General features: G+C 59.0%; 26 protein-coding genes and 3 pseudogenes. 12 read left to right on the top strand and 17 right to left on the bottom strand.

Features of this window, described 5'->3' with window-relative positions; genetic code table 11:
- Positions 1–109: 109 nt before the first annotated feature.
- From ACF8EF_RS06275 to clpK, 5 genes are all read right to left on the bottom strand, one after another.
- The gene (locus ACF8EF_RS06275) at positions 110–613 is read right to left on the bottom strand and encodes an Hsp20/alpha crystallin family protein (RefSeq protein ID WP_103444534.1); all 504 of its coding nucleotides are present in this window, start codon (positions 611–613) and stop codon (positions 110–112) included.
- 26 nt (positions 614–639) lie between these two features.
- Positions 640–1,011 carry an Hsp20/alpha crystallin family protein gene (locus ACF8EF_RS06270; RefSeq protein ID WP_021782315.1) on the bottom strand — a complete coding sequence of 124 codons (372 nt, stop codon included), beginning with the start codon at positions 1,009–1,011 and terminating at the stop codon, positions 640–642.
- 27 nt (positions 1,012–1,038) lie between these two features.
- Entirely contained in the window at positions 1,039–1,494 is a 456-nt protein-coding gene (locus ACF8EF_RS06265; RefSeq protein ID WP_021782314.1) for an Hsp20/alpha crystallin family protein, read from the bottom strand.
- A gap of 189 nt (positions 1,495–1,683) precedes the next feature.
- The gene (locus tag ACF8EF_RS06260; RefSeq protein WP_119687229.1) at positions 1,684–2,154 is read right to left on the bottom strand and encodes a phosphate-starvation-inducible PsiE family protein; all 471 of its coding nucleotides are present in this window, start codon (positions 2,152–2,154) and stop codon (positions 1,684–1,686) included.
- A 60-nt stretch (positions 2,155–2,214) separates the two neighbouring features.
- Positions 2,215–4,986: a heat shock survival AAA family ATPase ClpK gene (gene clpK / locus ACF8EF_RS06255; protein WP_392460694.1), complete on the bottom strand. Its 2,772-nt coding sequence runs from the start codon at positions 4,984–4,986 to the stop codon at positions 2,215–2,217.
- Positions 4,987–5,719: 733 nt separating this feature from the next.
- Between clpK and ACF8EF_RS06250 the strand changes: the two genes are divergently transcribed.
- A complete protein-coding gene (locus ACF8EF_RS06250; protein WP_392460693.1) occupies positions 5,720–7,936 on the top strand; it encodes a putative bifunctional diguanylate cyclase/phosphodiesterase in 2,217 nt (738 codons plus the stop codon).
- Between the two features lie 167 nt (positions 7,937–8,103).
- Here ACF8EF_RS06250 and ACF8EF_RS06245 read toward each other — a convergent pair whose 3' ends face one another.
- Both ACF8EF_RS06245 and ACF8EF_RS06240 read right to left on the bottom strand, forming a co-directional pair.
- Positions 8,104–8,298, bottom strand: coding sequence for a hypothetical protein (locus ACF8EF_RS06245; RefSeq protein WP_119687232.1), 195 nt, complete (start codon positions 8,296–8,298; stop codon positions 8,104–8,106).
- A gap of 447 nt (positions 8,299–8,745) precedes the next feature.
- Positions 8,746–9,489 (bottom strand): SDR family oxidoreductase, encoded by a 744-nt coding sequence (locus ACF8EF_RS06240; protein WP_284384097.1) that lies wholly within the window; start codon positions 9,487–9,489, stop codon positions 8,746–8,748.
- A 121-nt stretch (positions 9,490–9,610) separates the two neighbouring features.
- Between ACF8EF_RS06240 and ACF8EF_RS06235 the strand changes: the two genes are divergently transcribed.
- The 4 genes and pseudogenes from ACF8EF_RS06235 to ACF8EF_RS06220 form a co-directional block, all read left to right on the top strand.
- On the top strand, positions 9,611–10,519 hold the full coding sequence (locus tag ACF8EF_RS06235) for a LysR family transcriptional regulator (protein WP_392460692.1): 909 nt from the start codon (positions 9,611–9,613) through the stop codon (positions 10,517–10,519).
- 563 nt (positions 10,520–11,082) lie between these two features.
- On the top strand, positions 11,083–11,376 hold the full coding sequence (locus tag ACF8EF_RS06230; RefSeq protein ID WP_021782307.1) for a putative quinol monooxygenase: 294 nt from the start codon (positions 11,083–11,085) through the stop codon (positions 11,374–11,376).
- A gap of 10 nt (positions 11,377–11,386) precedes the next feature.
- Positions 11,387–12,406, top strand: a complete 1,020-nt coding sequence (locus tag ACF8EF_RS06225) for a zinc-binding alcohol dehydrogenase family protein (protein ID WP_021782306.1) — start codon at positions 11,387–11,389, stop codon at positions 12,404–12,406.
- Positions 12,407–12,903: 497 nt separating this feature from the next.
- Positions 12,904–13,071, top strand: a pseudogene (locus ACF8EF_RS06220) (cysteine hydrolase); the annotation flags it as partial.
- Between the two features lie 27 nt (positions 13,072–13,098).
- Here ACF8EF_RS06220 and ACF8EF_RS06215 read toward each other — a convergent pair.
- From ACF8EF_RS06215 to ACF8EF_RS06195, 5 genes and pseudogenes are all read right to left on the bottom strand, one after another.
- Positions 13,099–13,539, bottom strand: a pseudogene (locus ACF8EF_RS06215) (IS66 family transposase); the annotation flags it as partial.
- Between the two features lie 401 nt (positions 13,540–13,940).
- Complete coding sequence (locus ACF8EF_RS06210; protein ID WP_392460691.1) at positions 13,941–14,120, bottom strand: hypothetical protein; 180 nt, start codon at positions 14,118–14,120, stop codon at positions 13,941–13,943.
- A gap of 119 nt (positions 14,121–14,239) precedes the next feature.
- Positions 14,240–14,419: a hypothetical protein gene (locus tag ACF8EF_RS06205; RefSeq protein WP_392529027.1), complete on the bottom strand. Its 180-nt coding sequence runs from the start codon at positions 14,417–14,419 to the stop codon at positions 14,240–14,242.
- A gap of 273 nt (positions 14,420–14,692) precedes the next feature.
- Positions 14,693–15,790 carry an alkene reductase gene (locus tag ACF8EF_RS06200; RefSeq protein WP_392460690.1) on the bottom strand — a complete coding sequence of 366 codons (1,098 nt, stop codon included), beginning with the start codon at positions 15,788–15,790 and terminating at the stop codon, positions 14,693–14,695.
- Positions 15,791–15,803: 13 nt separating this feature from the next.
- On the bottom strand, positions 15,804–16,223 hold the full coding sequence (locus ACF8EF_RS06195; RefSeq protein WP_176684195.1) for a hypothetical protein: 420 nt from the start codon (positions 16,221–16,223) through the stop codon (positions 15,804–15,806).
- Between the two features lie 102 nt (positions 16,224–16,325).
- Here ACF8EF_RS06195 and ACF8EF_RS06190 point away from each other — a divergent pair, with 102 nt between their 5' ends.
- Positions 16,326–17,246, top strand: a complete 921-nt coding sequence (locus ACF8EF_RS06190) for a LysR family transcriptional regulator (RefSeq protein WP_176684194.1) — start codon at positions 16,326–16,328, stop codon at positions 17,244–17,246.
- A gap of 12 nt (positions 17,247–17,258) precedes the next feature.
- Positions 17,259–17,465: a hypothetical protein gene (locus ACF8EF_RS06185; RefSeq protein WP_176684162.1), complete on the top strand. Its 207-nt coding sequence runs from the start codon at positions 17,259–17,261 to the stop codon at positions 17,463–17,465.
- A gap of 111 nt (positions 17,466–17,576) precedes the next feature.
- On the opposite strand, the gene ACF8EF_RS06180 is transcribed toward ACF8EF_RS06185, so the two are convergent.
- Positions 17,577–18,560: a TerC family protein gene (locus tag ACF8EF_RS06180; RefSeq protein WP_392460689.1), complete on the bottom strand. Its 984-nt coding sequence runs from the start codon at positions 18,558–18,560 to the stop codon at positions 17,577–17,579.
- Between the two features lie 560 nt (positions 18,561–19,120).
- Between ACF8EF_RS06180 and ACF8EF_RS06175 the strand changes: the two genes are divergently transcribed.
- Entirely contained in the window at positions 19,121–19,501 is a 381-nt protein-coding gene (locus ACF8EF_RS06175; protein ID WP_392460688.1) for a termination factor Rho, read from the top strand.
- A gap of 2 nt (positions 19,502–19,503) precedes the next feature.
- Positions 19,504–19,611, top strand: a pseudogene (locus ACF8EF_RS06170) (hypothetical protein); the annotation flags it as partial.
- Between the two features lie 103 nt (positions 19,612–19,714).
- On the opposite strand, the gene dksA reads toward ACF8EF_RS06170, so the two are convergent.
- The 3 genes from dksA to hisI are packed head-to-tail and all read right to left on the bottom strand — an operon-like array spanning position 19,715 to position 21,912.
- Positions 19,715–20,119, bottom strand: a complete 405-nt coding sequence (gene dksA / locus ACF8EF_RS06165; RefSeq protein ID WP_064493495.1) for an RNA polymerase-binding protein DksA — start codon at positions 20,117–20,119, stop codon at positions 19,715–19,717.
- A 36-nt stretch (positions 20,120–20,155) separates the two neighbouring features.
- Complete coding sequence (locus ACF8EF_RS06160; protein WP_392460686.1) at positions 20,156–21,502, bottom strand: dihydroorotase; 1,347 nt, start codon at positions 21,500–21,502, stop codon at positions 20,156–20,158.
- Complete coding sequence (gene hisI, locus ACF8EF_RS06155) at positions 21,499–21,912, bottom strand: phosphoribosyl-AMP cyclohydrolase (protein ID WP_339444262.1); 414 nt, start codon at positions 21,910–21,912, stop codon at positions 21,499–21,501. Before hisI ends, ACF8EF_RS06160 begins: the two co-directional genes overlap by 4 nt.
- 97 nt (positions 21,913–22,009) lie before the next feature.
- On the opposite strand from hisI, the gene ACF8EF_RS06150 reads away from it, so the two are divergent.
- Together ACF8EF_RS06150 and hemB are read left to right on the top strand one after the other, a co-directional pair.
- Positions 22,010–22,444, top strand: coding sequence for a DUF4440 domain-containing protein (locus ACF8EF_RS06150; RefSeq protein ID WP_176684189.1), 435 nt, complete (start codon positions 22,010–22,012; stop codon positions 22,442–22,444).
- A complete protein-coding gene (gene hemB / locus ACF8EF_RS06145) occupies positions 22,441–23,460 on the top strand; it encodes a porphobilinogen synthase (RefSeq protein ID WP_392460685.1) in 1,020 nt (339 codons plus the stop codon). Before ACF8EF_RS06150 ends, hemB begins: the two co-directional genes overlap by 4 nt.
- A 58-nt stretch (positions 23,461–23,518) precedes the next feature.
- On the opposite strand, the gene ACF8EF_RS06140 is transcribed toward hemB, so the two are convergent.
- Positions 23,519–24,736 (bottom strand): S-(hydroxymethyl)glutathione dehydrogenase/class III alcohol dehydrogenase, encoded by a 1,218-nt coding sequence (locus ACF8EF_RS06140; RefSeq protein WP_392460684.1) that lies wholly within the window; start codon positions 24,734–24,736, stop codon positions 23,519–23,521.
- A gap of 130 nt (positions 24,737–24,866) precedes the next feature.
- Here ACF8EF_RS06140 and ACF8EF_RS06135 point away from each other — a divergent pair, with 130 nt between their 5' ends.
- Positions 24,867–25,853 (top strand): GlxA family transcriptional regulator, encoded by a 987-nt coding sequence (locus tag ACF8EF_RS06135; protein WP_176684186.1) that lies wholly within the window; start codon positions 24,867–24,869, stop codon positions 25,851–25,853.
- Positions 25,854–25,863 lie beyond the last annotated feature (10 nt).

The raw sequence follows: 25,863 nt of genomic DNA, 5'->3' as shown, positions 1-25,863 counted from the left end.
CTTCCCGTTGATCAACCGAAGAACTGGCCGCCCGCGAGGCTTTCGCGGGCAGGTAGTTCAGGTGACGAGGGTTGTACCTTGTCTGCGCAAAGAACATGCAGTGGTAGTATCAACCCGAGCGAACCTCGATGCGCCGGCCACGCGCACGCTCTTCCTTGGGCAGTTCGACACGCAGCACACCGTTACTGCATATGGCTCTGGCCTTCTCGGCAATGACCGGAGCGGGAAGCTGGAAGGCGCGGCGGAAACTGCCGAAGGTGCACTGCCGGACGCGATAACGCCCATTGCCCTGCTCCTGCTCGATGCGTTTTTCACCGCGAATGATCAAGGCATCGCCCCGCACTTCCAGATTCAGGTCCTCCTTCACCATTCCGGGCACCTCGAGGCGAATGACGACCTGGTCGCCATCCTCGTAAAGATCGCCGGCCAGCAATCCCCAGTTCGAGGCAAGTGCCGGTGCTGAAGTAGCATCCTCCGAGACGTTCCTGCTCCGGTTGACTGGCGTGAAGCGCGTCAGGGCCTCGCTGGTGCGATCGCGAAGTTGACGCCAGCCCTCGCCCAGCGAATGCCAGGTTTCCTCCAGGCCATGTTTGAGTTCAGCTAGTTTGTCCATGGGTCGTCCTCCACACGCTCAAGGCCCTACTCGCTTTTCACGACGATCTTGCGCGGCTGGGCATGTGCATGTTTGGGAACGCGCACGTTCAGCACGCCGTCCCGTAGCTCAGCGTCGATCCTGGTCGTGTCCAGCTCGGAGCTCAAGGTGAAGGCTCGCCTGAATCGCGACAGCTGGACCTCAGCGTAGACGGCCTCCAACTGTTCGCTCAACTGCGGCATGATCTCCCCTTCCAGCACAAGCGTGTCACCGTCCACATTGACCACGAGATGGTCCTTGGGCACGCCCGGTAGGTCCGCAAACAGTTGGATTCCGTTTTCGTCTTCAAATACATCGACACGCGGCAGCAGTGTTTGGGTTTCAGTTTCGCCGCGCACGACCGCTTGCTTGTCGTTCATGGTGATTCCTCCTTCAAACCGTTGCTGTTACTGAATGGCTATGCGCTTGGGCTGCAGCGCTTCGCGCCGCGGTAGCGAAATGCGCAGAACACCGTCGCAACAGTGAGCTTCGACCTTGTCGGTATCGACCTGATCATTGAGGCTCACGGTACGCTTGAACCGCCCGGAAAAACGCTCGTTGGCGTACACCGAGCAATTGCCCTCCTGTGCGCTGCGCGCCGGCCGGCGCTCACCGGAAATCGACAGTAACCCTCGGTGAATCTGCAGATCGAGGTCGCTCGGGTCGACGCCGGGAACGAAAGCATAGACCTCCAGGCTGGACGGCGTGCTCGCGACATTGATGGCAGGAAAAGCACCACTGGCCAAGGCACGAATACTGCCTGGGCGCCCCAGACCCGTTCCCAGCACATGTTGCAGTTCGCGCTGCAGCCTCTCGAACTCGGCAATGGGATCGCTCGACAGATTAAGAAGGGACTCGTACATGACAATCCTCCTTCAAGCTGACTGAAATGATCTCGAACAGGAGGCACGAAGCACCGGGCTCCGGCCCCTGACGACGAAATTATGTGAGCGATTTCGAGGTTTTCAAGCCCCGGTTTGAACGGATATGGAATTACACATCCGCGCTCTTTTTCTCGTTCTATCTTTGCCTTAGCGCCATTCACACAGAGCCTAGGCAGCTCGATCATCGCGCTCACGCAACAGCCAATAGGTCAGCCCCAGGGCCAGGGTGGCGCCAGCGAGCGCCGCGACTTTGGCCGGGCTGACATCGGGATCAAGGATCACGATCTTGCGGGACAGCGCGATCAACCCGATCAACAGGACCGTCTTGACCTGAATGATGCTGTCACGGCGCAAGACAACGCGCACGATGGAATGCTTGAATTCCATCGCGATCAGCAGCGTCATGACCATACCGAACACATGCTGGAAGATCCGGTGATCCAGCGGATTGAACGCTTCGATGATGAGCAGGCTGAAGACTATCTGGATCAGCTGCACCAGCGACACCACGATAACCACCGCGATCACCAGCGAAAGAATGTGGGCGACGATCTGCTCGAAACGCTCGTAAAACGTCAACACCGCCCACTCGCGACGCAGTCGCATGCGTGTGGTCTCGGGCTCATTGCTGTCCTTCATGCCTCACCTCTTCAGCGGCAAGATCATTGCAACGAGAAACCGCAGCCTTCGGCCAGCGCTTCACGCATTTTCATTGTCGGACTCTTTGGCCGGCGCGAGTTGCCGCCGGTCGAACCCGACCCGCTCCGCCTTGTCGTCCCAGTGCGCATGGGCGTGATCACCCTTGCCAATGCCGCCGCCGAGCATTTCACGTGCCAGTGCTGTCTCCAGCTCGCTGCGGATCAGTCTCTTGAGCTCGCGGGCACCGAATTCTGGTTTGTAGCCCTCTTGCGCAAAGTGATCGACCAGCGTCTCGTCGAACGTCAGCGTCACGCCCTGGCTCGCGGCATTGCGGGCCACGCGCTGGAGTTGCAGGCCGACGATGTGGCGGATCTCCTGCTTGCCCAGGGCATGGAAGACGATGATCTCGTCGATACGGTTGAGGAACTCGGGGCGGAAGTGTCCGCGCAGCACGTCCATCACCTCGGCCTTGGTCTTCTCGTACTCCTCACCCGCCGCTCCGGGCGCCTTCAGCTGCCGCTGAATGATGTCGGAGCCCAGGTTGGACGTGGCGATGATGATGGTGTTGGTGAAGTCCACCACACGCCCCTTGCCGTCGGTAAGTCGCCCGTCGTCGAACACCTGCAGCAGGATGTTGTAGACGTCGGGGTGGGCCTTCTCGATCTCGTCGAGCAGCAGTACGCTATAGGGCTTGCGACGGACCTTTTCGGTAAGCTGGCCACCCTCGTCATAACCGACGTAGCCGGGGGGCGCGCCCACCAGCCGAGCCACGGAATGGCGCTCGCCATACTCCGACATGTCGATGCGCAACAGGGCCCCCTCGTCGCCGTAGATGGATTCCGCCAGCGCCTTGGCGAGCTCAGTCTTGCCGACGCCAGTGGAACCCAGGAACAGAAACGTGGCCACGGGCTTACTGCCTTCGCGCAGACCCGCGCGCGACAGCCGCACCGCATCCGCCACAGCGCGTACCGCCTCGTCCTGCCCCACCAGGCGCTCATGCAGCCGCTGCTCCAGGTGCAGCAGTTTCTCGCGCTCCTCCACCGTCAGCTCATTCACCGGGATACCGGTCAGCCGCGAGACGATCTGCGCAACGTGCTCCGCCTTGACTTCGGCGCTGCCCGAACCGCGCTCGCGCTCCCAGTCCGCGACGCGCTCCTTGAGTTCGGCCTCCTTGGCTTCGATGCGCTTGCTGATCTGCGCCGCATTGTCATATTGCTTGCGGGAAGCCGCGTAGTTCTGCTCCCGGCGCAACTGGTGCAGTTCGGATTCCATTTCCTGCACCGCAACCGGGCGGGCCGTCGCCGATAGCTTCACGCGGGCGGCAGCCTGATCGAGCAAGTCGATGGCCTTGTCCGGCAGGAAGCGCGCGGTGACGTAGCGGTCGGACAGTTCGGCGGCAGCAATGATCGCGTCTTCGGTGATGCTGACCTTGTGGTGCGCTTCAAAGGTATCGCGCAGGCCGCGCAGGATCATGATGGTCTGCGCCACCGTTGGCTCGGGCACCATGACCGGCTGGAAGCGCCGCTCCAGCGCAGCGTCCTGCTCGATGTACTTCTGGTACTCGTTGAGCGTGGTCGCGCCGATCAGGTTCAGCTCGCCGCGCGCCATCATCGGTTTGAAGACGTTGGCGACGTCCAGACCGCCTTCTCCACCGCCTTGGCCTGCACCCACAATGGTGTGCACCTCGTCGATGAAGAGAATCAGCTCGCCTTGGTGCTCGGAGATTTCCTTGAGCACCTTGTGCACCCGTTCCTCAAACTCGCCCCGGTACTTCGCCCCGGCCACCATGGAATTGATGTTCAGCTCTACCAGGCGCTTGTCACGCAGCGTCTCGGGCACCTCGCCGGCCACCATACGCTGTGCCAATCCCTCGACGATGGCCGTCTTGCCCACGCCAGGCTCGCCGATCAATACGGGGTTGTTCTTCTTGCGCCGTGCCAGCACCTCGATGGTGGTTTCGATTTCCTGCGCGCGTCCGATTACCGGGTCCAGCTTGCCCTCGCGCGCCATCTTGGTGAGATCGCGCGAATACTTGTCGAGCTCCGGCGTATTCGTCGGCGCCTCGGCGCGGCCATCCTCCGCGCCTTTGCCAACCACCTTGTTTACCCGCTGGCGCAGGGCCTGCGGCGTGAGGCCATAGCGGCGCAGCAAGTTGGCGGCCAGCCCTTCGCCCTCTTCTGCTAGCCCGATCAGGAGGTGCTCGGGCCCGACGTAAGCGTGGCCTAATTCATTCGAGGCGACGAAGGCGCGACTGAGCGCATCCTTCACACGAGGCGACACGCCGATTTCTCCTTCAAACGGTTTGTCGCCGCGCTTGGCTTCGGCCTCGATCTGGCGTTTGAGGTCCTCGACGTTGATCTTGAACTGGCTGAGGATGGTCTTCACCACGTCGCTGTCGGCGAGGGCCAGCAGCAGGTGTTCGGTATCGACTTCGGACCGACCGAACTCCGTGGCACGCTTGGCCGCTTCCTGCAACAGGGCCTCAGAGTGTTCGCTGATGCGGCTGGCCAGTCCGCTGCCGCGACGCCGCGGCGTGCCACCCCCTGCGGGGGCAGGTTCGCCAGACGACGCTTCGGCCACATCATCGGCACCCGCGGCAACGGATACTGAGTCTTCTCCGTTGCGGAAGAAATCGCTGCCCATGAAATCTTCAAACAAACCGCTGCGCGAGCCGAAAAGGGCCTCCAGTGGGGAAAGGGTGCGCTTTTGCTGGCGCACCAATTGGCGATAGTGATCATCACACAACAGCATTGTGCTGTGGCGACCATTGACCTTGGCTTCCACCCGTGTCGTGGCGGGTTGGCCACAGACTTGGCACTGTTTGCTGGCCATGCGGGCGCTCCTTGAATCATTGAGGCGACGAAGTGGAGCCTGCCGCAGCTCCTCGTCTGCTGGTGGCCTTCGTGACGACGGCTATGGAATCTCCGAGTCAGCTTCAATTCGGAATCGAACGGCTGTGATTCAATGCACGCGTTTCGCGCTCGTCGAGGATGATCGTCAGCAGCCCATTGTCGAATGGGCGCTTGACCAAAATCTGATCGGCATCGTCAGGCCGGTTCAAGCGTCACGGGCAAAAGCCGTTGTAGCGTTTGGCACGAGGGAAGGCGCACTTCTGCTGCTCTCGTAGCAGTCGGGCGTGATCGGGATGTTCTTTCCTTGAGACCGGGCAATTCGAAGGAAAGCCAGCATTGCATCCGTGATGTCCAGCGCCGGCTTCAGCATGCCTGGCAAGTAAGCGCGGGAGGGCGAGCGCCGCAAACAAATGCGGCCAGCCCAGGGGAACTTTTGCAATACTCGCTAGAGTCTGCGCCTGGTAGCCCGGAAGTCAAGAAGTATCTGCGGTTTGCTCAGAGAATCAGCGGGCCGCGGTCAGGCCGCTGCAAGCCGAATTAAGCCGCATGCGCCCCATCTGATACGTTCTTTTATCGGTCACCTGAGTCTTTTTCGTGGCAGGCCCACTGCTTTATAAGATGTCGCTATAGGGGTGCGATCGGACTGCGCCCAGGCACTCACTTCTGCAGACGCTCAGGGAACCGGAAGGCCTCGCAAGTACTCAGGAATCCCCATGAATACCTTCTGCACGAGCTATCCCAGCATTGCGCTTCCCGAGTCTCAGCGCGACATACTCGGTATGATCGCGACCAATCATCAACTGCACGACATCCTCACCGCCATCTGCTTGATGATCGACGCTCAGGATCCCGGGACGTTGTGTTCGATACTGCTCACCGATGCGCAAGGCAAGCATTTGCTCAAAGGTGCCGCGCCTGGCCTGCCGCCGGCATACAGCGAGGCGGTCCATGGCATGCCCATCGGCCCTCAGGAAGGCACGTGTGGCACAGCGGCATACCGGCGCGAGCTGGTGGTGACGGCAGACATAGCCAGGGATCCGAGCTGGGAGCGTTTTCGCAGTCTGGCGCTAGGCTACAATCTGCGCTCTTGCTGGTCGTTGCCATTACTCTCCCATCAGGGCTCCGTTCTCGGGACATTTGCGCTGTACCAAGACCAGGCGATTGCGCCAAGCGAGATGCAGATCCAAAGGTTGACCTGCGCGGCGCAACTGGCTGCCATTGCGATCCGGAATGAGCGTGACGGCCAACGCCTGGAGGAAAGTGAACAACGGTTTCGCTCATTGTTTACCTATAACCCCAACCCGGTTTTTGCCCTTGACATGGCGGGCAACATCCAGAGTGTGAACCCGGCTGGCCTGAAGCTTAAAGCTGGCGCGGCAACTGATCTTGTCGGTCATCATTTCTCTCACCTCGTGTTCGAAGAAGACCTGCCGCGAGTGAATCAGCATTTTTCCGCAGCCCGCGCCGGTGAACCGCAGCGATTCGAGGCGAGGGTGCGCGACGAGAGCGACGACAAGCAGTTGATCATGGATATCGCCAACCTGCCAATCATGGTAAATGGCGAGATCGTCGGGGTATTTGGCATCGCCCGGGATATCAGCGAGCAGAAGCATTACGAGCGCCAGCTGAGTATCAGTGCCAGCCATGACGGGCTGACCGGTTTGCTTAACCGCCTGTCTCTGGAAGACCGGCTTGTCCTGGAGTGTCGCAGCAGCCGTCAACGTAAGCGTCAACTGGCGGTCATGTACATCGACCTGGATGGATTCAAATCCATCAACGACTCCATCGGGCACTGCTTCGGCGATCAGGTGCTGATCGAGGTGGCACAGCGCATGACCCAGCAGGTCCGTCCGGCTGATGCCGTCGTGCGCATGGGCGGCGATGAGTTTGTCGTTCTGCTGACGGACCTGCTTCGTGACGAAGACGTTGTGCCGGTGGCCGAGCGACTGCTGGCAAGCATTGGCAAACCCTACTGTATCCAGGGCATTGACCTGCACGTGAGTGCAAGTATCGGTATTACGCCAAGCGATGGTCACATCGAACAGCCGATGCAGCTGATCCAGCAGGCTGACATGGCCATGTACAAAGCCAAGCAACAAGGCAGAAACAACTTTCAGTGGTACACCAGCGATCTTAACCATCGAGTCTGCGAGCACAGAAGCCTACGCAATGACCTACAGAAGGCTATCGAAACTCAATCGTTCAGTCTGCATTATCAACCGCAAATAGAAGCCTGCACGAGTCGGGTTGTCGGGATCGAAGCGTTGTTGCGTTGGACACATCCGATCAAAGGATTCATTTCTCCAGCGGTGTTTGTACCGGTGGCAGAGGACAGTGGACAAATTATCCCTCTGAGCCTTTGGGTGCTTGATACGGCGTGCGCGCAGTTGCGCAACCTATGTGATCAGGGCTTCGACGGACTCTCGATGGCCGTAAATATTTCGCCGATGCATTTCCAGCGCGGTCAGTTCGTTGAATGTATCCAGGCAGTGCTGAGCAAGCACGAGCTTGGCGCAGGGCAATTGGAGTTGGAGATAACTGAGTCGCTCCTGCTGCATAACGTTGAACTCGCGATTGAAACCTTGCACCGCCTTAAAGACTTGGGTGTACGCATTGCGCTGGATGATTTCGGCACGGGTTTTTCCAGCCTCAGTTATCTCAAGTGCTTGCCCATCGAAAAAATCAAGATTGATCGCTCCTTCATCCAGGATATCTCGACGAACCCAAACGATGCAGCAATCACTCAAGGCATTATTTCCATGGCCCATCACCTCAGCCTGTCAGTGGTCGCGGAAGGCGTGGAAACTGCGGCTCAGGTGGACTTCCTGAAACGTGGTCGATGCGATATTTTCCAGGGATATCACTTTGCTAGACCCATGTCGCATGAGGCGCTCAGGGTTTTCTTGGCCGATCAGAGAACCTATAGTTAACAGATTTACTTAAAAACCAAAAGACCGACTCCACTCATACACCGTTTTCAGCCTTCGGCGACGAACGTCGAGCAGATCTGGTCTACCGGGCGACCAACAGCAAAAACCTGCTGAATCTGCGGTCAAGGACGTACCAGCACCAAGCGGCCGTCCATTCCATGCTGTCATTAGTCCACGGCCACGTCTGTTATAACGGTCAATACAGAATCCAGCGTGCCATCGAGCCGATAGCAAAATTGCACATGAACGGATCTTAACGGGCAACTGGGCTGCTGTTCCGCCAACCATTCATTCAGCGCCTCGACCAGAATACGGGCTTCGACGACGGAGTCTTCCGAACCGTCAAAAACCAACATTGCCATGGTTATTTCCTCAGCCCGCCGGGTTGATATCTTCGTGCTGCTTTGTGAGCGATGCCCATCATTGGCAGCACCATGGGGCCTCGGCTTCCTGTATCGAACACCACCGATTGCACGATGATTCACACCGGGCTTATTGCCACTACACCGCCGCCCTCCGTAGCAACCAGTCTGCAACTTTAGGTGGCTTCATTCGCAACAGGGTCCGATATGATCAGTTGGGTACATTAGGCGGGCAGAGCCGTCTGCCGAACCCCAGAATCAGGAACGACTCGCCTTTGGAAGCTCAATCAATCAGCTCGGACATGGTGGTGTTGGCGCGCTGGATATTGACGTTCGGTATGCCGAGAGTTTCAGCCTGGATAGGCTGAGTTAACCATTTCTTAGCGCCAGAGCCTGATCGCTTGGGTCCATGCCTGTGGATCAGGCGCAGACGGCACAGGACAAATGTCAGAAGTCTTGCGCAGTCGGACGCAGAACAATCTCGTTGATGTCGACATCTGCAGGTTGCTCGATCGCATAAGCGATGGCCCGTGCAACCGAGTCAGCCGGGATGGCCTTCTTGTAAAATTCGCCAACGACCTCGGCGCTCGGCTGGTGCCCGCTGCCGAACTTCAGTTCGGAATCCACTGCGCCCGGTTCGATAGTCGTCGTGCGAATATTCGCGCCGACTTCATGACGCAGGCCATCGGAAATGGCGCGCACCGCGTACTTGGTGCCGCTGTAAACCGATCCACCGGGGCTGAATACTTTGATGCCGGCGACCGAAGAAATGTTGATGAAGTGACCGCTTGCCTGTTGTTCGAAAAACGGCAATGCGGCCGCGATGCCATACAATACGCCCTTGATGTTGATATCGATCATACGATCCCACTCGTCGGTGCGCAGTTGCGAAATCGGAGAGATCGCCATCAACCCTGCGTTGTTGATCATTACATCGATGCGACCGAATACCTCGACTGCCTTGGCAACCAGCGCAGACAAGTCCTCCTTGCGTGTCACATCGGTCGGATGGGCAATCGCCTTGCCGCCTGCAGTGGCGATCTCCGCGACAATCGCGTCCAGACGGTCCTGGCGCCTGGCGCCAAGCACCACAAGGGCGCCGAGCGCCGCCAGATGACGCGCCGTTGCTTCGCCTAGACCGCTACTCGCACCCGTGATGACGACCACCTTATCCTGGATGTTCTTACTCATATTCAGCGCTCCTGTTGAGACCTGTCGGGATGGAGACTGCAGTCTGCGCTGGTTTTATTCGTCAGAGAATGGAAGTGTTAGGATTTGAGAATTCCATTTTCTGGAACGGGAGTTGAGGGCTATGCCTAATCGCATGGAACTGATTCGGATATTCACAGTGGCCGCACAATCGACCACGTTCCGCGATGCAGCCACCCGCCTCGGCACCTCACCGCAGACGGTGACACGTGCCATCAAGGAACTGGAGAGTACGCTGGGTGAGCTGTTGTTCCACCGCAGCACACGGCAGGTTCATGTCACCGCTTTTGGTGCCAAACTCGCCTTGCAGGCCCAGGAAACCTTGGACCGGGTGGATCAGTTGTTTATCACCCACAGCAAACAGGAGGCTAAAGGCGTTGTCGGCATCACGGCCCCACACGCCATTGGCAAGCTGTATCTGGTCGAATTTCTGAAACCGCTGATACGGGAAAACCCGGGCCTGAGCATCGACCTGAGCCTGGATGACCAACTCACCGACGCGGTGGCCAACAAGATCGACATCGGTATTCGTGTCGGCGCGGTGCGTGATAGGCGCTATATCGCTAGAACAGTGGCCCATGTCAGCCTGAAAATCGTTGCGGCCCCGTCACTCCTCGCCACCGTGCACCGCCCTGGCAGCATCGAAGAACTGAAACGCTTGCCGCTGTCCATGCTGATTGATCGAAAAAACGGTCGCCCCTGGCCGTGGGTGCTTGCCGAGGGGCGAACGTTTCTGCCTACCTCCCCTGCCTTCAGCTGCGATGACCCGGAAACCGAGCGAGAGATCGTTATGGCCGGAATCGCCTTTGGGCAAATGCCCGATTACTTGGCAGAACCCTACCTGTCTGAAGGGCGCCTGGTCGAGGTCATGCAACAGGAAGCGCCGCCGCCTTCCGAACTGATCATGTACCGTCCTCAATCAGGGCCAGTGGCACCGCGAGTGAGGCTGATATACGACCACCTGGTTAACTGTTTCTCTGATCCGCGTGCTTTTGCGCGGACCAATCGCTGAGTTCGAAGGGACGCTCGAGTTTGCACTACGCTTATATTTCGAATATTATCGAATTTTCGAATTATAAGCCCTCGGAGAAAATTGACTGTCGACCGGACACGTCGTTTCAAGGATGGTGGATTGGACTTGCTCAGCGTCAGTTTCGGGCTCAACATCGTTGTATAGAAAGCCCTCAAGGCCTAGGTTTCACGACGCGAAGCTACCGATGGTATGGGTTGAATAGCCTCGGCTAGGGACCTACGCACGCTGAGCGTCAGCGAAGACGCGCTTAAGGACTGCAACCGGACCTGGAGATTATTGGCCGGGCATATCTCGGCAATCCTGATTGGTCCAATTTCGCCGCTCATGAGTTGGGGGCAGGGAGCGTGTGACCTGGACTTGCCCGATCTACTGGTTTTAACGCTACAAGTGCTCTCGCCGGGTGAGGACGCTCGCACGGCCTTCGAGATCAATATTGATTGTCAGGCCGTCACCTGGAGAGCAGTTTCGGGCCGCACGGCCTCTATTCAGACGTGTCGGTTAGCGAGGTCCCATTTTTTTTATGCATATCGGCCGGAGGTTTGATGAACACCCCTTTAACACTGATTGCCACTTTGGTCGCAAAGGCAGGCTTCGAAGCCGAGCTCGAGCAGACGCTGCGGGCCCTGCAGGGTTCAAGCCGGGGCGAAGTGGACTGTATCCAGTATGACTTGCACCGTGATGCCGAGCAGGCGCGCACTTTCCACATGATCGAGCAGTGGCGGGACGAGGCGGCGCTAACGGCTCACGAAGCGACAACACATTTTCGAGCAGCGCTCCCGCTCATCGAACGTGCTGCTGAAAAATTTTCGATCACGAAAATGCATCGCATGTCCTGAGGAGCTTCGAATGAAAGCCATTGCACACTTTAAATGTCTGCCTATTGAACATCCCGACGCCTTGGTGGAGATCGATATACCCGAGCCAGTGCCAGGGCCGCGCGACTTGCTAGTAGAGGTAAAGGCCGTGTCGGTCAATCCTGTCGATACCAAGGTACGGCAGGGCTATGTGCCGCATGCGGACGAAAGCCAGCCGCGGATCCTCGGCTGGGACGCTGCCGGGGTGGTCAAGTCGGTCGGCAGCGACGTGACGTTTTTTAAACCCGGTGACAGAGTCTGGTACGCGGGATCACTGATCCGCCCGGGGAGCAACAGTGAGCTGCAACTGGTGGATGAGCGTATCGTCGGTTCAATGCCACAGTCGCTGGAATTCGGCCAAGCTGCGGCATTGCCACTCACTTCCCTGACCGCTTGGGAATTACTCTTTGATCGCCTAGGTATTGCACGGGATCCCACCGACCGAGGAGAAACACTGCTGATCATTGGCGCTGCAGGCGGGGTAGGTTCAATTCTAATTCAACTGGCGCGTCAGCTAACAGGGTTGACGATCATTAGTACGGCTTCGCGCCCTGAAACCCAGGCCTGGGTTACCGAGCTTGGTGCGCATCATGTCATCGACCATACCAAGCCACTTAGTGAAGAACTAAAGCGCATCGGTATAGCGCAGGTCAGCCATGTCGCAAGCCTGACCCAGACCGATAGGCACTACGAACAAATCATCGAGTCACTGAAACCTCAAGGCAAGCTGGGCCTGATAGATGATCCGGCCACCCTTGACGCCGTGCCGCTGAAGCGCAAGAGCCTGTCGTTGCACTGGGAGCTTATGTACACCCGCTCGCTCTACGAAACAGAGGACATGCAGGAGCAGCGCAACATCCTTAACGAAGTTGCGCGGCGGATTGATGCGGGTAACTTGCGCACCACAGTTGGCGAAAACTATGGGCCCATCAGCGCAGAAAATCTTCGTCGTGCCCATGCTCTGCTGGAAAGCGGAAAGGCGAAGGGGAAAGTCGTGCTGGAAGGCTTTTGAGGGAGTTGATTAAAACAGCTTATACCCCTGTCCAGTTACCTTGAACTCGTCCCTCGAACCTCAGGCATCTGTACGATACCTACGCCTTGGACTGCGGCTCGGTTTAGGGCGTCTAGGTCAGCAGTGACAAAACGTGGAGAGTGAGGAACCTCCACTCGATCCCCAGAGGGACCGATAAAGGCCCAGCGGTGGTCGCGGTTGGCTGGAGCCAGGTCCATGCTCGGCAATCCGATTAGATCAACTGGGACTTCCAAATCAATGCCTTCGACCAATGAAGGCTTCGCCACAAGCTTCTGGTAGCTCTCGCCAAAAACTTTGAGGAACGTAAGCGTCCGCCCAACTCACCTTGCGTGAGCTGGGCCGGAGTCCACTGACGGGGTATCAGCCCCTCCTTAGTGGCCTCTTTGTCAGCACCGGTACCCTAGCGAGACTGCGCTGCTTGTTGACCGGAATACGTTGCAGCACACTAAGCGTCCATCGTAAGGAGACGCCCCCACATGAAGGACACGCCTAGCATCCCCCTGATTATCCTCGATGTTCAGGATGCTATCGATCAGCCTGTTTGGAATGGTAAAAGCCACCCTGGCTATTTGTCCGTAATCCAGCGCCTTCTGCGGCACTGGCGATCAAATGGCTGGCCTGTCCTTCATGTGAAGCATGATGAATAGAATCCCACCTCCAGCTATCACGTTCAGCTGACTTTTGTTCGCCGTGTGCAGTTCGAAAAACTTGCGACGGGCATGAGCCATGCAGCCGATTTCAGTGATGCCTTGTTCAAAACCAGCTTTGTAGCCAGCGAAATCATCGCAAACCAGCTTGCCGTTCCAGTCGCCCAGGAAGTTACTTGCATGTTCGCCGGCACGGCTTGGGCTGAAGTCGTAAACCACCGCATTAAGCGCCGAAAACGGCGTCGTGCTGTAGGCCCAGACATAGGCCCGGTGGGTTTTCTTCTCGCCCGGCGCAAGCATTTGCACCGGTGTTTCATCGGCGTGGATTACGCCCTTGCTCAGCACCGCTTCACGCAGTGCATCGACCAGTGGCTGGAGTCGCACGCCAGTTTGCCCAACCCACTGGGCCAAGGTCGAGCGAGCGATGGCCAGTCCGGCGCGACCAAAGATTTTCTCCTGCCGGTACGCCCTCGCCTACCCGCGCTCCGTGCACGACATTAGGCCATCTCTCACCGTCCAGACTTCCTTCTGCAGGCATACTTTGTATCGTCGGCATAATAGCCCAGCGCGTGCAGTAACGAGGACCTCGAAAGCAGCCGACGTTTCTGCTGATCAAGGTGAGTAAACAAAACATCACCAGCGGTACCGACGTCCATCGTTTGGACTTAATGCATCATACAGTGAGTGAAGAACAGCAGTTGCTGTGGATGATCAATGCACTTGATTACCTTGACCAAAGACCTTCTCCGCGGAAGCAGCGAGGCATACAACCAACTTTCACCAACAGGAAGTGAGACAAGGCAACGTCAGCCAAACGGCGGCCATCTGATACCGTTTTTCATGTTGAAACTGAGCCTTTTTTTGATTCAGTGCTCTACAGAGTGCGCGTCCGCAGCACGGTTGGACAGTGATCGGCCGCCCACTATTGCTGACTCTCTGAAGAACGAACGATCTCGAGAGTCTTCAGGAATCACCTTGAATACCGGGCTGGGCAAAGTCAGGCCAGCAGCTTGCAGGCGCGATTCAGGTGTGTCGAGCATGATCATGGTGAGGTCCTTGTGCTGTTGTTATTGTCAAGCACGCGCAGGGCGCGCCTGGACGCTATACCGAGGAAAACTCAAGCAGGAGGCAGGTAGGCCGCAGATCCTTGTCGCACCAACGGTGGTCAATCCGGGCTGACGGTGTGAGGCGTTTCTATCTCAAGGTGCGACATGCTCTGGCCAACGATTCGACGACCCGGCACGTAGTCGAAGATCATCTCGATGGTTATGCCGTTAGGGTCCTCGAGAAACAGTTGGTGTTCGCCTATTTGTGGAATGACGCGTTCACGAAACGCAATACCCATGGATTGCAATCGTGACTGGACTTGCTCCAATCCATCGCAACGCAGCGACACATGATCGAGCGAACCCGATCCATAGGGGGTAATGCCAATAAGCGAGCCGTCGGAAAACGCGGCTCATCGCGCCAGAACATCGAGTTGTAAACCGACAAGGCGCTTATCGAGTCTGGCGTGCCCGGCGCCCGAGATTGATCGACCCTGGTCATGAATACTTCCATGGCCAGGGTGAAAATGAGCCGCCTCGTCGCCCCGGGCACCTTGGTTCAGCCGTTCACGTTATTGATATTCCGGATAGTCGCTGTAACCCACCTCGTCACCGCCGAACAGTCGGCTGCCCTCGAACTCGGCCAGGGGCCAGTCATGCTGCAGCCGCGCGGGAAAGTCCGGGTTGGCGACGAAGGGACGGCCGAAGGCAACCAGGTCCACCAGGCCGGCGTCGAGCAGCGCCTGGCCGCGCGCCAAGGTATAGCGCCCGGCCACGATGATCGCGCCGCTGAACTCACGGCGCAGTTGATACCGGAAGGGTTCGGGAATCTGCGGTGCATCGTCCCAATCCGCCTCGGCCAGGTGCAGATAGGCAACACCCAGGGCGTCGAGCGACTGGGCGGCCTGGAGGATGGTCGGGATCACGTCCGGGCAGTTCATGCCACGGGCGGTGATATAGGGGGCCAGGCGTACACCAGTGCGTTGCGCGCCGATCTCCCCCGCGACCGCGCGCGTGACGTCGATCAGGAATCGGATACGGTTTTCGCGGCTGCCGCCGTACTCGTCATCGCGCAGGTTCGAGGTGGTGCGCAGGAACTGGTCGATCAGGTAGCCGTTGCCTGCGTGGATCTCGACCCCATCGAACCCCGCTTCGCGCGCATACCGGGCGGCCAGGCGGTAATCCTCAATCACCGCCAGGATATCCTCCTTGCTCAGGACGCGTGGCTCGCTGACATCGACCATCCGCCCTACCCCATCTTCACCGACCACCCATACCTGCGCGTCGGCACGCAGCGCCGAAGGCGCCACCGGCTGGCGATCGGCGTGGAAGCTGGCGTGGGACATCCGGCCTACATGCCACAACTGCAGGAACATACGCCCACCCTTGGCATGCACGGCGTCGGTAACCTGCCGCCAGCCTGCCACTTGCTCGGCGCTGTAGATGCCCGGTGTGAAGCTATAGCCCTTGCCCTGAGGGCTGATCTGCGTCGCCTCGCTGATTATGAGCCCGGCGCTAGCGCGTTGGGCGTAATAATGCGCCATCATCGCATTGGCCACGTCTCCGGGCTGTGTGCTGCGTGAGCGGGTCATTGGTGCCATGACGATGCGGTTGGCCAGCGTGAGGGGGCCGAGTTCGTATGGAGTGAAGAGTTTCAGCGGGCTGGACATGGGTGGCTCCTGGTTAGACGGGGGCTTGACTGTTGTGCTGGTAGTCATGGGTAAAATCGATCGGGTCTTCACCGAGAGGGCAATCGAGTTCGAGGATGAACTCATCGGTCAGGCTGATGAATATCTGGCAGGTCCGCTGCTCGGGCATGATGGCGACCTGGTGAGGCAGCTCGCTGGCCTTGACCTGCTTCATCACCACCGCTGCCGGTTGACACGTGCTCAAGGCCAGGTGACTGAAGCGGGTCGCCTCGAGCCCGTCGCATTGCAGCAGGTGCGCCAGGGCATGGTCGTCCTGATACAGCCATTGGCCTGGAAACGGGAACGGTGGCCGCGGGCCGGATTGCACCCCAAGCAAGGTCTGCAGCGACGCGGGCAAGTGGTCATCGGCGCCGATGTTGAAGGCTATGTGGTCGAATTTGAAATCGAGAGACATGGGCGATACCTAGTCGTGCTCTATCGGTGCCTACATGATCATTTATTGGAAATGTGCGATAAATACCGCCGTTGGCACATGACTTATAAGGAAAACTTACAAATGCAGGGTCTGGCTGAGTTGAAAGTGCTGGTTAAAGCCGCCGAAGTTGGCAGCCTCTCGGCCGCAGCGCGTGAACTGGATATCAGCCCCGCGGCAGCCAGCCTCGCGCTCAAGCGCCTGGAGTCGCGCCTTGGGGTTCGCCTGTTCGCCCGCTCGACGCGACAGCAACGCCTGACGCCGGAGGGTGAGCGCTATCTGGAGGCGGCGAGGAATGCCCTGGCCGTATTGGACGAGGGTGAACGGGCGGTTCGCGGGGCCGGGCATGGACTGGCCGGCGTGTTGCAGCTGGCGGCACCTTCGGACTTTGGCCGTAGTGTGCTGCTGGGTTGGCTGGATGAATTGCGCGCCTCGCACCCACACCTGCAATTGCATCTGTTGCTCAACGACCGCCCCAACAACCTGTTCGGCGAGCCGGTGGATGTCGCACTGCGCTTCGGCGTACCGGTCGACTCCACCCTGGTGGCTCTGCCGGTGCTGGAGGCGCATTATCGGGTCGCCTGCGCCAGCCCCGCCTACCTTGCCCGCCAGGGTGAACCAACCTCGCCCCAGGCACTGGCCGAGCACTCTGCAATTGTCTACCAACGCCAGGGGCGTCCCTACGATAACTGGCGTTTCAGGCGTGGTGACGAGGTCTGCGAGGTCAAGGTCCGCGGTGACTATCGCAGCGACGACGGCGAAGTTGCCAGGCGCTGGGCGCTCGCCGGGCACGGGGTCGTGTACAAGGCATGGCTCGATGTCGCTACGGATGTGCGCGCCGGCCGGTTACGTGCCTTGTTCGCCGACTGGCAGGGAGAGCCTGCGCCGGTCTACCTGATGTGCCCGCACAGGGTTCAGGTCAGTGAGCGGGTCAGGGTCCTCCAGGTCTTTCTACGCGAACGCTGCGCGTCGTTGGCCGGTACGCAGGACATCTGCGTCATCTGAATGGTTGGCTGCATGTCGATCAAGTCTGAACAGGTGTCGTCACGATGCCCCACTAAGCCATACACCCTGCTGGCATTCGATGACGATCCGCAATCGCTGGTAATTCTGCCGAAGATCCTCACGGCCGAGTACGAGGTCCTTCTGGCCAAGAGCGTGGCCGATGTAACGGAGGTCGCTCAGCTGTTGCATGATGCGCAACGAATGCCGCGCGACTCATGAGATGGAAAATCTACGCTTTGCTTCTTCGCACGGGCTGCGCCACACCCAGCCACCTTTGATGCCATGCTTGCGGTGCTTGTCCTTGATCTGCCGTTCAGCTGTCCGAATTATTCAATGAGCGTTAGCCGACGCTCGGGTTTTCCAAAGCGAAAGCAACACGCCACCAATCAGCAGGCCGATTGTAACGCTCAACGATATTTCGGCTGGCACTTTACCCACAACGTCATGAAGGAAGATTTTTGCGCCAATAAAGACAAGCACCAGAGCCAGCGCATACTTAAGGTAAACAAAGCGACTGATCATGGCAGCCAGTGCAAAATAGAGCGCTCGCAAGCCGAGAATAGCAAAGATGTTCGACGTATAAACGATGAACGGATCCTGTGTAATGGCAAAAATCGCAGGCACGCTATCAACAGCAAACACCAAATCTGCACACTCAATCAAAATAAGTGCAAGGAAGAGCGGTGTCACCCATAGAATTCTTTTCCCTGACGCGTCAGGTACGCGAACCATAAAACGTTGACCGTGCAATTCTTTGGTGATGCGTAGGTGGGTGCGCAGGTAGTTGACGAAACGGTTGTTTTCCAAGTCAGGCGCATGATCGACACGAGCGAAGAGCATTTTTACCCCGGTGAACACCAGGAAAGCGCCGAAACAGTAAAGTATCCAACTGAACTGGGCGATGAGCGCAGCCCCAAGGCCGATCATGATAGCCCTCAAGACGATGACCCCCATGATCCCCCAAAACAACACTCGGTGCTGGAACTCCCGAGGAATGGCCAGGAAACTGAATATCAGGGCAATCACGAAAACGTTATCCATTGACAGGGATTTTTCAATCAAGAAACCCGTCACATAGTCCATGCTGGCATCGCTGCCTTTCTGGAAGTACACCCAGACCGCGAACAGAAGGCCCATACTGATGTAGCCCGCAGACAGCAACAAGCTCTCTTTGACTCCAATCTCCCGATTCCCGCGATGCAGCACACCTAAATCAAGCGCCAATAGTGTTAGCACAACAGCGAAAAAGGAAAGCCAAAGCCAGAGGTCAGTACCAAGAACGTCTTGGTAGAGATACGCACTAAGGGCAGACATGAGCCCCTCCTTTATAGTCGTAGTTGAACAACTATGACTCCGACATGGCGGTATAACCGTCAGAGGGGCCCGGCGTCACGAAGAAAGAATTTATCGGGCGCGAGTAGGCTGCAAGTAGAAAACATTTACAAATTTTGTCCATGACAAGCTAAAACGCTTGCATTGGAAAACTGACTTCGCACACCTGATTGCACCAGCCTCATGGGTGCCCCGCACGTTATCAACGCCTTCATTGGAGCAATGCGCCGCTCGCTCGCGTCGACCTGATGCAGCGCCTTCCGTCGGTCAGAAGGCACCCTCCCACGCACGCCAGGCCGAACATAAGGTGAACAATCCATGGGTACGGGTGATGGCGGTACTGACGACAATGGGACGGACAATACCGGAGGTGACGGTACCGACAGCGGCTCGGGAACCGGCAGTCATGGCTCTGGTAGTAGCGACACAGACGCGGGTGGTGGCAGTGGCTCAGCCGGAAACGGATCACCCTTCCATCACCGGGTGCGTCAGTTCTGCCCTGGTCTTCAACCGTTCATGCCACCCACGCAGGAGGAAATACCATGCCACGCGGGGACAAAGACAAGTACACGGACAGGCAGAAACGCAAGGCCGAACACATCGAGCAATCTTACGAGGACAAGGGCGTGGGCAAGGATGAAGCCGAAGCACGCGCCTGGGCCACCGTCAACAAACAATCCGGTGGTGGTGAAAAACACGCAGGCTCGGGAAGCAGGACACCGTCGCACGTGAAGAAGACCGCACGCTCGGATTCGGCCAAGCGCGCCGCTGAAACTCGCCAGGGGCATTCGCGGACATCTCACGCGTCGCTGGAATCGCAGAGCAAAGAGAGCCTCATGAAAGAGGCACGCAGCAAAGACATCAAGGGCCGCTCGACCATGACCAAGGCCCAGTTGATTGAAGCCCTGCAAAAACACGGGTGACCGGCGGTATCGGCGTCGTCGGGGTGGCAGCCGCGGTGGCCAACGCGGTCTACCATGCCACGGGCAAGCGTGTGAGGGAGTTTCCGGTCACGCTCGACAAGGTGCTGTGACTGGGCGGGGGCAAGCCCCCACCCACATGCCAGGGACGCTGGAGTCGCGAGCGGCAGCACATCTCGGCGTGGCTGATAACAGCTGGGCTAGCGATTGGCCCCCTCAATCGTCGCGCATATGCCGCTCATTGCGTTCCTGGCGTTCTTTCGCCTCCACGCACAGGGTGGCGGTTGGCCTGAGCAGCAACCGCTTGAGACCAATCGGTTCGCCAGTTTCCTTGCACCAGCCATACTCGCCACGGGCAACGCGTTCCAGGGCCTCGTCGATCTTGTCCAGCAGTTTTTTCTCCCGCTCCAGCAGCCTCAATTGCCATTGACGATGCTCCTCCGCCGTGCCGATATCGGAGGGATCACTGGTGGGCTCGAAGTCGCGGATCGCTTCGAATTCTTCAGCGATGCGTTGCTGAAGCTCATTGCGCTGGGCAAGCAGCAGCTCACGGAAGAACCTTTGCTGGGCAGCGTCCATGTAGGCGTCTTCCGGTTGGGATAGTAGCTCTTGTTCGGTCATTGCAGGTGCGCTCAGGTCAATGAGAAGAAATGGCGGTCAACCGCGTCGTGCGTTGAACGCCAGCGGCAAGCCTTGGCAGCCCTCGACCAGCCGGCCTTCATGCCAGGCCAGTTGCCCGGAGACCAGTGTCGTGGCCACTCGGTGATGAAAACGATGGTGCACGAACGGCGTCCACTGACAGTGCGCCAGAACCGGATCGAGGCTGACAGCGCGGGGCTCGGGCAGACGCTCGATCAGCGTCATGTCCGCCCAGTAGCCCTCACGCAGGTAACCACGTTCCGAAATGGCGAACAGATCCGCGACGGCGTGGCTGGTCTTGCGCACCAGTTGGGCAACTGTCAGCACGCCCTCCTCCACCAGTTCGAAGAGCGCCGGAAGTGCGTGCTGTACCAACGGCAAACCTGATGGCGCCGAGGCATAAGGGCGTTGTTTTTCCGCCAAGGTGTGGGGTGCGTGATCGGTACCGATGACGTCGATGCGGTCGCACAGCAGGGCCTGACGCAGCGCGTCCCGGTCTTCCCGGGTTTTGATGGCAGGGTTGCATTTGATCAGGTGGCCCAAGCTGGCATAGTCACGGTCATCGAACAGCAGATGGTGCGCGCACACTTCAGCGGTGATCTGCTTGCCCTGCACCGGCCCAGGCTGGAACAACTTCAGCTCTTGGGCGGTGGTCAGGTGCAGCACATGCAACCGTGTGCCGAACTGCTTGGCAAGCTTCACCGCCAGGCTCGAAGAGCGCAGGCAGGCATCGGCATCCCGAATGATCGGGTGCATGGCCGGCGGAATGAAATCGCCGTAGCGCTCACGTATGCGCGCTTCGTTGGCCAGGATCGACGGGGAATGCTCGCAGTGTGCCAGGAGGATGGTCGGCACGCTGGCGAACAGCCGTTCCAGCACCCTGGGGTCGTCCACCAGCATGTCGCCGGTGGAGGCACCCATGAACACTTTCACTCCCGCCACCTCACGTGGGTCGAGGGCCGCCACGGTATCGAGGTTGTCCTTGCTCACGCCAAAATGAAAACCGTAGTTGGCAACCGAGGTGGCGGCGGCGCGGGCTTTCTTGTCGTGCAGGGCGGCAAGATCCAGCGTGGCCGGGTTGGTGTTGGGCATGTCCATGAAGCTGGTGATACCGCCCGCCACTGCTGCGCGCGACTCACTGGCCATGGTGCCCTTGTGCGCAGCGCCAGGCTCACGAAAATGCACCTGGTCGTCGATCATGCCGGGGAGCAACCATTGGCCACGGGCGTCGATTTCGATCGGCGCATTGACGCCCGTGATGCTGCGGGCGATTTTTTCGATACGGCCATGGGCGACCAGGACATCGGCCTCCTGTAGGGCACCTTCGTTGACCAGGCGGGCATTGCGAATGATGATCCGGCTCATGCGCCCACCTCGGCCGGGTTACCCGTCACCACTACCTGATCACCCTGGATCGCGTTGTAGAAACAGCTGCGACGCCCCGTGTGACAGGCGGCCCCCTGCTGATCTACCAACACCAACAGCGCGTCGCCATCGCAGTCCAGCCGCACGTCATGGACATGCTGAACATGCCCTGAGGTTTCGCCTTTGCGCCACAAGCGCGCACGGCTACGCGACCAGTAGCAGGCCCGCCGGGTCTCGAGGGTTTCCAGCAACGCCTCTTCATTCATCCAGGCCAGCATCAGCACCTCGCCGCTGTCATGCTGCTGAGTGATGGCGGGGATCAGCCCCTGGGGGCTCCAGGGTATGTGGCGAAGCACATCGGTCAAGGCAAAGCGGCTATCCGCTGCTGCCTGCTCAAGGGTAAGGAACATGATTTGCGACCTGCCGTAAATGTTATGTTATAACGCTGTTAACTTAGCAGATTACGCCCCTACTGTTCATCTTTTCGACTCGCGCAGGTACAACGCCATGACTGAAACACGCCCCGCCCCTTCCACCGAAACCTACGCCGACACCGAACTGGCATGCCTGGCAGGTGCCAAAGCAGCGCTCTACCATTGGGCCGCTACCGTGGCTACCCGTGATGTGGATCAGGTACTGGCGCTGTATGCGCCGGATGCGATCCTGGTACCGACCCTGTCCAACCAAGTGCGTGACTGCGATGACAGCCGTCGCAACTATTTCGAAAATTTCCTCGCCAACGACGGGCTGGTCTGTGACATCCAGTTGTTCAAAAAACGCGTCAGCCGCAAGCTGGGCACCGTGGTGGTCGGCGGCCAGTACACCTTTGTCTACCGCGAAGACGGCGAGCAACGGGTAGTGCCAGCGCGCTTTTTGTTCACCTTCGAACGAATCGAGCAGCAGTGGCTGATCACCGGCCACCATTCCTCCATCGAGGCATGAAAGCCGTGGCCCACTTCCCGAACTCAACGGGCTCTTTCCCGGCCACGCGCCTGCGCCGTAACCGCGCTGACGAATGGACGCGGCGTCTGGTAGCTGAAAACAGCCTGTCTTGCGATGACCTGATCTGGCCGGTCTTTCTCAAGGAAGGCTCAGGTACACGCGAGGCGATCACTGCCATGCCGGGGCAGGTACGGGTGAGCCTGAGCGAATTGCCGGATCACGTAGGTCGGGCGGTCGAGCTGGGCATTCCGGCCATTGCCCTGTTTCCCGCTACCCCGGCGCAGCGCAAGGACAGTGAGGGCAGCCATGCCCTCGACGCGGACAACCTGATCTGCCGCGCCGCCAGGTTGCTCAAGGCCACATTCCCCAACCTTGGCTTGATCGGCGACGTCGCACTGGACCCCTACACCGACCATGGCCACGACGGCGTGCTGCGCCAAGGCCGCGTGGCCAATGACGAGACCTTGCAGGTACTGGCAGCCCAAGCCGTGGTCCAGGCCCAGGCCGGCATCGACACCATGGCACCTTCGGACATGATGGACGGGCGCATCGGCGCGCTCAGGTCCGCGCTGGACCTGGCCGGGTTCAGCGATGTGCGTCTGATGTCCTACGCCGCCAAGTACGCGTCCGGCTTCTACGGCCCGTTCCGCGACGCGCTGGGCTCGGCGGCCACGCTCAAAGGCGACAAGCGCACGTACCAGATGGACCCGGCCAACAGCGACGAAGCCCTGCGCGAAGTAGCACTGGACCTGCAAGAAGGCGCCGACATGGTGATGGTCAAGCCCGGCATGCCCTATCTGGACATCATTCAAAGGGTCAAGGCAACCTTTGCCGTGCCAACATTCGCCTACCAGGTCAGCGGTGAATATTCGATGCTCAAGGCAGCGATCAATCAGGGCTGGCTGGATCCGGACACGGTCATCCTGGAGGCATTGATGGCGTTCAAACGTGCGGGGTGCAACGGCATCCTGACTTACTTCGCTCTGGAGGCCGCCACGCGGTTGAAGCGGGGTTGAACGGCCTTGGCGGACGCATTCACATCGATGGTGTGAATGCGTCCGCCCTTTCAGAGTTTCATGTCAAAAGGTTGGGCGCCGAGCGCTCGGGTGCTGGCTTGGCAATCACACGCCCGGCACGGTCAAGAATCACGCCAGGCAAGTCATGACTGAGGGTCTCGCGCTCCCGATAATGAATGACTGAGCGAATCGCTTCGCCGCGCTTGAGTAGATCGAACGCATGATTCAACGATTCGTGATCCATGTTATGAGTGATGTAGGGGTCGACATTTATTTCCCCACGCAGCCACTCGTCCACCATCCCCGGCAGCTCGGAACGCCCCAGCACCCCGCCGAACGCGCTGCCTTTCCAGACGCGACCGGTAACCAGCTGGAAAGGCCGCGTGGCGATCTCCTCCCCGCCCCCTGCCACGCCGATGATGATGCTTTCGCCCCACCCTTTGTGGCAGCACTCAAGGGCTGCACGCATCAATTCCACATTACCGACGCATTCGAACGAGAAATCCACACCGCCGTTGGTCATATCGATGATCACGTTCTGCAGCGGCTCGCGAAAATCCCTTGGGTTGACGCACTCGGTCGCCCCCAGGGAAAGGGCCAACGGAAACTTATTCGGGTTGACGTCGATCCCGATGATCCGCCCCGCCCCCTGTAACACCGCGCCCTGAATGACCGCCATGCCGACGGCGCCCAGGCCGAATACCGCGACCGTGTCACCGGGCCGCACCTTGGCGGTATTGCGCACCGCACCGATCCCGGTAGGAATCGCACAGCCCATGATCGAGGCCTTGGCCAGTGGTGCCGCAGGGTCGATCTTGGCCACGGCGATTTCCGGCAGGACCGTGTATTCGCTGAATGTGGAAGTGCCCATGTAATGAAAGATCGTGCGGCCCTTGTAGGAGAAACGGCTGGTGCCATCGGGCATCAGCCCTTCCCCCTGGGTTTTGCGGATGGTCTGGCAAAGGTTGGTCTTGCCGGACTTGATGAACGGGCAGTTCGGATCCTCCGGCGTATACAGCGGGATCACGTGATCGCCTGGCTTGACAGTGGTGACACCCCGCCCCACGTCCTCGACGATTCCGACGCCTTCATGCCCCAGAATGCACGGGAACTTCCCTTCCGGGTCCCGACCGGACAGGGTGAATACATCGGTGTGGCAAAGGCTCGTGGTGACGATGCGAACCAGCACCTCTCCCTCTTTCGGTCCCTGCAAGTCGATCTCTTCGAACTCAAGAGGTTGATTGGGCCCCCAGGCGATAGCTGCGCGTGTTTTCATGTGCCTCTCCATGTAATGTTATAACGCTCAAAACATTAACCTGCGCGATTCCGTGCGCCAGACCACGCGGCCGAAAGTGGCCTGATCCGTACGAAATCTGTCCGCAAGCGCCCAAGGAGTTCGATTGCGAATGTTTGACGAAGCCACTTCTGAACGCAGGGTGCACATAGTCATCTACCCCGGTTTCAAATCAATCGAGGCGGTAGGTGCACTCACCGTTTTCGACTACGCCAACAAACGTCAGGCGGCCGAAGGGTTGCCTCCGACCTACAGCCTGCATCTGGTGGCACCACAACCCGGCTTGGTAGGTTCGGACACCTTGATCTCCCTGGAAGCCGAAGATCTTCGTACGAGTCCACGCCCTCATACCGCATTGATTGTCGGCGCGCGTGACATTGGCACGGCGATTGCCGAGCAGCGGCTGATCGTCGACTGGTGCAGGCAGGCCGCATCTCGCATCAATCGGCTGGTAGGTGTTTGCTCGGGGGCATTTTTTCTTGCCCAAGCAGGGGTCGTAGACGGCCTGGATGTCACCACCCACTGGAGCGTCGCCAGTAAGCTGGCCAATGATTACCCCGCGGTCAATGTCAATTCCGATGCCATCTTCATCGAGCAAGGGCGCATATGGACGTGTGCTGGCGTTTCAGCTGCCATCGACCTGAGCCTGGCCTTGGTCGAACAAGACCTCGGCCAGGAAGTGGCCCTGCAAATTGCCCGCGAGCTGGTGGTATTCCTGAAGCGCCCGGGTGGCCAGTCGCAGTTCAGCCAGCACCTGGACAGCCAGATGACCCCGCACTCCGCGATCAGGCGCCTACGCTTATGGATCCTGCAAAATCTTGATCGCCCGCTGAGCCTGGAGGTGCTCGCCGAACGCGCGAACATGAGCAGTCGGAACTTGCGCCGATTGTTCCACAAGGAATCGGGCTGCTCTCCCTTGGCATTCATCGAGCGCGCGCGGATGGAGAAGGCAAGGCGGTTACTGGTGGATGAGGACACTGCACTCAAGCGCATTGCCGACCAATGCGGTTTCGGCTCGGAAGAGCAGATGCGCCGGGTGTTCCAGCGCAACCTCAAGCTCACCCCACGGCGCTACCGGGAGCGATCCCGCGCACAATGATGCCTGTGCC

It is taken from the genome of Pseudomonas sp. zjy_15, from assembly GCF_043101865.1.
Taxonomy (GTDB): Bacteria; Pseudomonadota; Gammaproteobacteria; order Pseudomonadales; family Pseudomonadaceae; genus Aquipseudomonas; species Aquipseudomonas putida_Y.
Note: the sequence above shows the minus strand (reverse complement) of the source record. Positions and strands in the feature narration are given on the sequence as shown.